This is a genomic window from Anoxybacillus sp. TBDG-1, from assembly GCF_054815885.1.
Genome location: NZ_JBTZSY010000018.1, coordinates 40,427 through 48,337, shown reverse-complemented (window position 1 = coordinate 48,337; position 7,911 = coordinate 40,427). Strand labels below are relative to the sequence as shown.

Sequence of the window (7,911 nt, the reverse complement as noted above, 5' to 3'; positions counted from 1 at the left end):
ATAACCAAAAAAATCGGTCGAGAAAAAAATCTCCCACAAAGTCTTGACTCAAACAGTATATAATTATATAATGATAAATGGATAGAGGAGGGAGGTATATGCACGACTTTGAAGAAACCGCAGCAATTTTAAAACGATTAGGAGATAAAACAAGATTAGCGATTATGACTATACTAAACGAAACAGATTGTTGTGTATGCGAGCTCGTTGACATTTTACAAATGAGCCAACCAGCTATTAGCCAGCATTTAAGAAAATTAAAAGACAACGGTTTAGTGAGAGAAACAAAAAAAGCGCAATGGGTATTTTATTCACTAAACAAACAACATGCGTTTTATCCGCTTGTTCGAAGTATTTTAGCTCACTTACCAGATCAAAAAGAACACATTCATCGACTTGAGAAAAAAGGAATGCGCATTCGTTGCGAATAAAAAGAAAGGAGTGGTTTTTTGCTTTCCGTTATCCTTGCCTCATTAATTTTTATTATCACCCTTGTATTTGTCATTTGGCAACCACGTAACTTATCAATTGGTTGGTCGGCTTGCGGTGGTGCCTTATTAGCGTTGCTCGTTGGAGTCGTCGATTTTCAAGATGTTGTTGATGTGACGAACATCGTCTGGAATGCAACACTTGCTTTTATTGCAATTATTATTATTTCCTTAATTTTAGACGAGATTGGCTTTTTTGAATGGGCAGCATTACATATGGCGCGTGCTGCTAAAGGAAATGGTATCCGCATGTTTGTATTTGTTTCCATTCTTGGAGCGCTTGTTGCAGCATTTTTCGCTAATGACGGTGCAGCACTCATCTTAACACCCATTGTATTGGCAATGGTGCGTGCATTGCAATTTGATGAACGAAATGTATTGCCTTTCATTTTAGCGAGTGGGTTTATTGCTGATACGACATCGTTGCCACTTGTCGTCAGCAATCTTGTCAATATTGTATCAGCGGATTTCTTCCGTATTAGTTTTGGTGAGTATGCATCACGTATGATCGTTCCAAACTTTTTCTCGCTCGCAGCGAGCATCGGAGTGTTGTATTTATATTTCCGAAAAGATATTCCGAAACGTTATGATTTATCACATGTCAAACAACCGTACGAAGCAATTAAAGACGTGCGCATGTTTCGATTGTCGTGGATCGTTCTTGCTGTTTTATTAGTCGGTTATTTTGTCGGTGAACTTGTAAACATCCCTGTTTCATTTATTGCTAGTGCTGTCGCATTATTATTTTTATGGATGGGGAGACGTAGTCCTGCTGTACATGTGAAACAAATATTAAAAGGAGCACCTTGGGCTGTCGTCTTTTTCTCCATTGGGATGTATGTTGTAGTATACGGACTACGCAACGTCGGCTTGACGACCATTCTAGCTAATATCATTGAAACGGCAGCGAATCAAGGGCTGTTTGTTGCGACAATTGCCATGGGATTTATTGCAGCCATTTTGTCATCTGTGATGAACAACATGCCAACAGTCATGATTGATGCGCTAGCTATTGCGGATACAAATACAACTGGAATCATTCGTGAAGCACTAATTTATGCGAATGTGATCGGTTCAGATTTAGGTCCGAAAATTACGCCAATCGGTTCACTTGCTACGCTTCTTTGGTTACATGTCCTCTCAACAAAAGGCGTTAAAATTACGTGGGGTACTTATTTTAAAAATGGGTTAATTTTAACTATCCCAACATTATTTATTACTCTCGTTGGGTTATATATGTGGTTACTTATTATTTATTAAAAGGAGTCGAGCGCAATGGAAAAGAAAGTAATTTATTTCTTATGTACAGGAAACTCTTGCCGTAGCCAAATGGCAGAAGGATGGGCTAAAAAATTCCTCGGAGATAAATGGGAAGTGTATAGTGCTGGTATTGAAGCGCATGGTCTTAATCCGAACGCTGTCAAAGCGATGAAAGAAGTAGGTATCGATATTTCGAACCAAACATCTGATGTCATCGATCCAGAAATTTTAAACAAAGCCGATTTAGTTGTTACATTATGCGGACATGCGGCGGATCACTGTCCAGTAACACCACCACATGTCAAACGTGTTCATTGGGGATTTGACGATCCAGCGAAAGCAGAAGGAACAGAGGAAGAAAAATGGGCCATCTTCCAGCGCGTCCGCGATGAAATTGGTGCACGAATTAAGCGTTTTGCTGAGACGGGGGAATAAGAAAAAAGCCGGAGATTTTCCGGCTTTTTTTAATATTTTTTAATATAATGAAAATATATTGTTTTCAAATAAGAAAGAACATAAAATGAATACAAGTAAACTAGCTTATTTAGAGGTGGGGGAAGTTATGATCCGCTCCAATTTATGTTGCTTCCGAATCCCCAAGCGCGTTTCGAGCGATAATTAATAAAATACCGACACAATTGGATCACATCTTTCATATCGCTATTCATGACGGAGTTGGTGATGTTGTCACAAAGCTTCGTTCATACATAATCCACATATTATAAATATCATTTTGTTCGTTTCATAGCAACGAGGAGACATCATCGTCCTCGTTGCTATTTTCCTTTGTGATGATCATATTAACAACAGATAAGGGGAATCTGCTATGCTAACTAAAAATATAAAAACAAATATAAAAACGTACATTTTTTTATTTTTAACGACTACGATTTGGGGGGGTGCCTTTGTTGCTGGAAAAATCGCAACGACGACTTTACATCCTGTGTCAGTTGCTTTTTTTCGTTTTTTCGGTGCTAGTTTGATTTTGTTTCCATTATTGTACTGGCAAGAGCCGAATAGACCAACTCCGACGAGAAAAGATTGGATCGTGTTAGCGCTCCTCGGTTTAACGGGAGTGTTTTTATACAACATTTTCTTTTTTATAGCTACAAAATATGCACCAATTGTCAAAAGTTCATTAATCATTGCTGTCAATGCTCCATTGATTACATTGTTATCTGCAATATTTTTGAAAGAAAAATTGAACGCCAGAAGTATATTTGGCATGTTAGTAGCTTTATTTGGAGCTGTATATATCATTACAAACGGTCATCCGTCCGTACTTATCGAACTCGGTGTTGCTCCGATCGATCTTGTGCTAGCAGGAGCATGTCTGAGTTGGAGCGCATACTCCGTTATTGGAAAAGTGGCTATGAAAAAATATAGTCCACTTGCAGCAACCACGTACGCAACAGGTTTTGGAACGCTCTTTTTAGCCCCATTTGCGCTATATTATACTTCTTTGGCTTCCATTAAAGCGAGCGAATGGGAAGTGTGGGTAAGCATTTTATACGTCGCTGTCATTGTTTCGGTCGTTAGCTTCGTATGGTGGTATAACGGCATTCAAAAAGTCGGTGCATCCACATCTTCTATTTTTATTAATGTAATGCCTATCTCGGCTGCGGTGATGGGAACCATTTTCTTCGATGAGCAATTGACGCACGTGCACGTCGTCGGTGCGCTATTCGTCTTCGGTGGGATTTTATTCAATATGTATAACAAACAATAGAAAAAAGAAACACCGTCGAAAAAAATATTACGGCATGACGGAGAGACTATGCTACAAATAAAACGATTATCGGAATGTACGTTAGAAGAAGCGGTACGGGCTTTGAACGCTGGATTCAAAGAAAAAAATTTACTTTATTGACTGCGTACTATAGTCCAAGGTTTATACTTAATTTGGGGGTGACGATGTGTATCGGATTAGCGAATTAGCCAAACGGTGTGGTGTGAATAAAGAAACGATCCGCTATTATGAAAAACGGCAGCTACTTCCACTCCCTGTACGAACAGAAGCAGGGTATCGTTTATATTCAGAAAGAGATGCAAAGCGCGTCCAATTTATTAAACGTCTGCAACAGCTCGGATTTTCGTTAACAGAAATTCACCAACTGCTTGGCGTTGTCGATCAAGATAAAGAAAGATGTGCAAATATGTATGAGTTTGTATCGAAAAAACGAAACCAATTGCAAAGACAAATTAAAGACTTACAGCGAATGGAACAAGTGCTACAAGACTTGCAAAATCGATGCCCGAGCGAAAAAGCATTATATGAGTGCCCGATTATTGATTCATTTGAGGAGGAATGAGCACCATGAAAACGTATACGATGCATATTAAGGGGATGACGTGTCCAAGCTGTGAAAAACACATTGCTTCGATTCTTGAACAAATCGGCTCAAAACGTATTCATGTTAGTTTTCGCCGTGGAGAAGCGATGTTTGAACTTCCTCACGCCAACGTGGAAACAGCAAAACAAGCCATAGCGGCAGCTGGTTACGAACCAATAGAAGTAGTGGAAAGAGCAGAAGAAACATATGACTATATCATCATCGGTTCTGGCGCGGCCGCTTTTGCTTCGGCGATTGAGGCGAGAAAATATGGCGCAAAAGTAGCGATGATCGAACGGGAAACGGTAGGAGGAACATGTGTAAATATCGGTTGTGTACCTTCGAAAACGCTGCTTCGGGCAGGGGAAATTAACTTCCTTGCGAAAAATCCTCCGTTCGCTGGACTGCATACGTCTGCAGGGGCTGTGAATTTAGCCGCATTAGTCGAGCAAAAAAATGAATTAGTCCAACACCTACGCCAAACGAAATATGTGAATCTTATCGACGAATATGGATTTACGCTTATTCAAGGGGAAGCAGCATTTGTCGACGAAAACACAGTAGAAGTCAATGGGAAAAAATTATCAGCGAACCGCTTCCTTATTGCCACAGGTGCTTCTCCGACCATCCCGAATATCCTTGGACTTGCGGATGTGGATTACATGACAAGCACGACGCTACTCGAACGAAAGGAAGTACCGAAACGATTAGCGGTCATCGGTTCTGGTTATATTGGTATCGAACTTGGTCAACTGTTTCATCATCTTGGTTCTGACGTTACGTTGATGCAACGAAGCCCTCGACTATTAAAAACGTACGATCGAGAAATCTCCAAAGCAATGACAGAAGCGCTCACGAGTCAAGGTATTCGCCTTCTCACGGGAGTGTCCTTTGAACGCATTGAACAAGACGGAAATGTGAAAAAAATATATATCGAAGTCGATGGAAAAAAACAAGTAGTCGAAGCGGATGAGTTGCTCATTGCTGCTGGGAGAACACCGAATACTAAGGCGTTGCGTTTGGAAGCAGCTGGAGTAAAAACCGATTCGCGTGGCGAAATTATCGTTAATGACTATTTACAAACGACAAATCCGTATATTTACGCGGCAGGCGATGTCACACTTGGCCCACAATTTGTCTATGTCGCCGCATACGAAGGAACGATCGCCGCAGCGAACGCGATTGGTGGGCAACATAAAAAAATTCAGCTGGACACCATCCCAGCGGTTACGTTTAGCTCTCCAGCAGTCGCAACCGTAGGGCTAACGGAACAGCAAGCAAAAGAAAGCGGATACGAAGTAAAAACGTCTGTTTTGCCGTTAGAAGCTGTCCCAAGAGCAATAGTGAATTACGAAACAACGGGTGTTTTTAAATTAGTCGCGGATGCAAAAACAGGAAAATTACTAGGAGCTCACATTGTCGCGGAACATGCAGGGGAAGTCATTTATGCAGCGACACTCGCAGTCAAATTCGGCTTAACCATCGATGACCTTCGTGAAACGCTTGCCCCTTATTTAACGATGGCAGAAGGATTAAAGCTAGCGACGTTAACGTTTGACCAAGATGTCGGAAAATTATCTTGTTGCGCAGGATAAGCCACTTCCAGATGGAAGCGGCTCTAGTTTTCTTTCTTATTTAACGCTTGTTTTAACAAATCACCTAAACTTGTACCAAACGAATCGTTCTCGGCACTATATTTTTTCAATAATGCTCGTTCCTTATGTCCAACTTTCGCTTTGTTCTGTTCTTCGGCTTTTTCGATGACGTTACAAGAGCGGCATTGGAAGTAGGCTCCTGCTTTTCCTTCATGAATTTCCATCCGCTTTTTACATTGTGGACAGCGTCGGTTTGAAAGCTTTGGATCCTTTCGTTTTCGGAATCGGCATCCTATATTCGAGCATACAAGCATGCGTCCTTCTTTTGTCGACCGTTCTTTTAAAAACGAACCGCATTCTGGACACATCGAGCCAGTTAAATTATGAGCGCGATACGTTCGTTCACTTTGTTTTATTTCCGCTATCAACCGCTCTGTTTGCTTGCGGATGTTTTGAAGGAAAGCTTTCGGGTCACCGTTTCCGCGGGCGATTGCTTCTAATTCTTTTTCCCACTTTGCAGTCAACTGCGGTGATTTTAATTCCTCGTTTACAAGTTCAATTAATTGTTTTCCTTTCGGTGTTGGATAAAACCGCCCATTTTTTCGCTCGACCGTTTCTGTTTCGACGAGGCGTTCAATAATGTCAGCGCGCGTCGCTGGCGTACCTAGTCCGTATTTTTCCATTTGCAACAAAAGATCTGCTTCCGAGTAGCGAAGAGGAGGTTCTGTTAACGCTTCTTTTTTCTCTAACCTAACAGACACCGTTTGCCCTTTTGTAAACGTAGGGAAAGCTACTTTTTCCTCTTGCTTTTCTAAAACGCGACGAAATCCTACATTTACTACTCGCGTTTCGCGGGCGACAAATGCTTCGCCAGAGATATCAAAAACAACATGAACCGTTTCGTATTCGCACGCCGGATAGAAAAGCGCTAAAAAGCGGCGGGCAATTAAGTCATATAGTTTGCGCTCATCAGCAGAAAGCTTGTCGATGTCAAATCGTTCTTCCGTCGGGATAATCGCATGATGGTCGGTTACTTTTTCGTTATCAAAAACTCGTCGAGCCATCACTTTCCCTTTATGTTTTAAAAGAGGGGTAATTTCGTCTACATACCCAGATTTCATTGCCTTTAGTCGATCAAACATCGTGTTTTCCATATCGGTCGTTAAGTAGCGCGAATCGGTACGCGGATAGGTGACGAGTTTATGCTGTTCATATAGTCGTTGTAACACGTTTAACGTTTTTTTCGCGGAAAAGCCAAATCGCTTGCTTGCTTCCCGTTGTAATTCGGTTAAGTCGTAGGGGAGTGGCTGCGCTTCTTTTTTTGCCTTTCGTTCGACAGAAATAACGCTTGCTTGCTTGTTTTTTAGTTTTTCATATAGCTGTTCCGCTGTTTCTTTCAAAAATATCCGCTTTTCTCCGTTATGCTCTAAAGTGGCAGCAACAGATCCAATATTCGCATGAATTGTCCAATATGGTACTGGTTTAAACGACTGAATTTCTTTTTCCCGCTCCATCATCATCGCAAGTGTCGGTGTTTGGACACGACCCGCAGAAAGGGGTTCATTGTATTTGGTCGTTAACGCTCTCGTCACATTTAACCCAATCAGCCAATCCGCTTCTGCACGGCAAACAGCTGATTCATATAAACGATCAAACTGTTTTCCTGTTTTTAAATGTTGAAACCCGTCGCGAATAGCTTGATCAGTTTGTGACGAAATCCAAAGGCGAAGGAGCGGTTTTTTCCATTGGATCTTTTTTAAAATCCACCGTGCAACGAGTTCACCTTCTCGTCCAGCATCGGTGGCGATAATGCAGTTTTTAATGTCCCGTCGTTTCGCTAGTGTTTCGATGGCGCGAAATTGATGGCTCGTTTGTCGAATGATGTTGAGACCCATTTTTTCTGGGATAATCGGTAAATCTTCCAGTCGCCACGTTTTATATGCTTGGTTATAATGCTCTGGCATTTTCAACTCAATTAAATGACCAAGCGCCCATGTGACGATATATTTCGATCCTTCAAAGTAATGTTTATGTTGTTCCCGACAACCAAGCACGCGAGCAATTTCCCTTGCCACGCTCGGCTTTTCAGCAAGAACGAGTGATTTCATTTTATATTTTCCTCCTCAACTCAAGACTACTTGTTCAGTATAGCGGAAAGGGGAGAGGTTTGAAAGTAAGAAAAGAACATGTACTGATTGAAAAAATAGGGGGCTTTTATCGTAAATGTACAAAACA

The 7,911-nt window shown here is 41.3% G+C and carries 7 protein-coding genes; 6 read left to right on the top strand and 1 reads right to left on the bottom strand.

What is annotated here, in order from left to right:
* Nucleotides 1–98 precede the first annotated feature (98 nt).
* From ACYQY7_RS07375 to merA, 6 genes are all read left to right on the top strand, one after another.
* Nucleotides 99–431, top strand: a complete 333-nt coding sequence (locus tag ACYQY7_RS07375) for an ArsR/SmtB family transcription factor (RefSeq protein ID WP_461201431.1) — start codon at nt 99–101, stop codon at nt 429–431.
* A gap of 18 nt (nt 432–449) precedes the next feature.
* Entirely contained in the window at nt 450–1,748 is a 1,299-nt protein-coding gene (locus ACYQY7_RS07370; RefSeq protein WP_461201430.1) for an arsenic transporter, read from the top strand.
* 15 nt (nt 1,749–1,763) lie between these two features.
* The gene (arsC, locus tag ACYQY7_RS07365) at nt 1,764–2,183 is read left to right on the top strand and encodes an arsenate reductase (thioredoxin) (RefSeq protein ID WP_461201429.1); all 420 of its coding nucleotides are present in this window, start codon (nt 1,764–1,766) and stop codon (nt 2,181–2,183) included.
* Between the two features lie 391 nt (nt 2,184–2,574).
* Nucleotides 2,575–3,477 carry a DMT family transporter gene (locus ACYQY7_RS07360; protein ID WP_461201428.1) on the top strand — a complete coding sequence of 301 codons (903 nt, stop codon included), beginning with the start codon at nt 2,575–2,577 and terminating at the stop codon, nt 3,475–3,477.
* A 187-nt stretch (nt 3,478–3,664) separates the two neighbouring features.
* Nucleotides 3,665–4,060, top strand: a complete 396-nt coding sequence (gene merR, locus ACYQY7_RS07355) for an Hg(II)-responsive transcriptional regulator (RefSeq protein WP_461201427.1) — start codon at nt 3,665–3,667, stop codon at nt 4,058–4,060.
* Nucleotides 4,061–4,065: 5 nt separating this feature from the next.
* Nucleotides 4,066–5,676 carry a mercury(II) reductase gene (gene merA / locus ACYQY7_RS07350; RefSeq protein ID WP_461201426.1) on the top strand — a complete coding sequence of 537 codons (1,611 nt, stop codon included), beginning with the start codon at nt 4,066–4,068 and terminating at the stop codon, nt 5,674–5,676.
* 23 nt (nt 5,677–5,699) lie between these two features.
* Here the strand turns inward: merA and ACYQY7_RS07345 are convergent, their stop codons facing one another.
* Nucleotides 5,700–7,784: a DNA topoisomerase III gene (locus ACYQY7_RS07345; RefSeq protein WP_461201425.1), complete on the bottom strand. Its 2,085-nt coding sequence runs from the start codon at nt 7,782–7,784 to the stop codon at nt 5,700–5,702.
* Between the last annotated feature and the right edge of the window lie 127 nt (nt 7,785–7,911).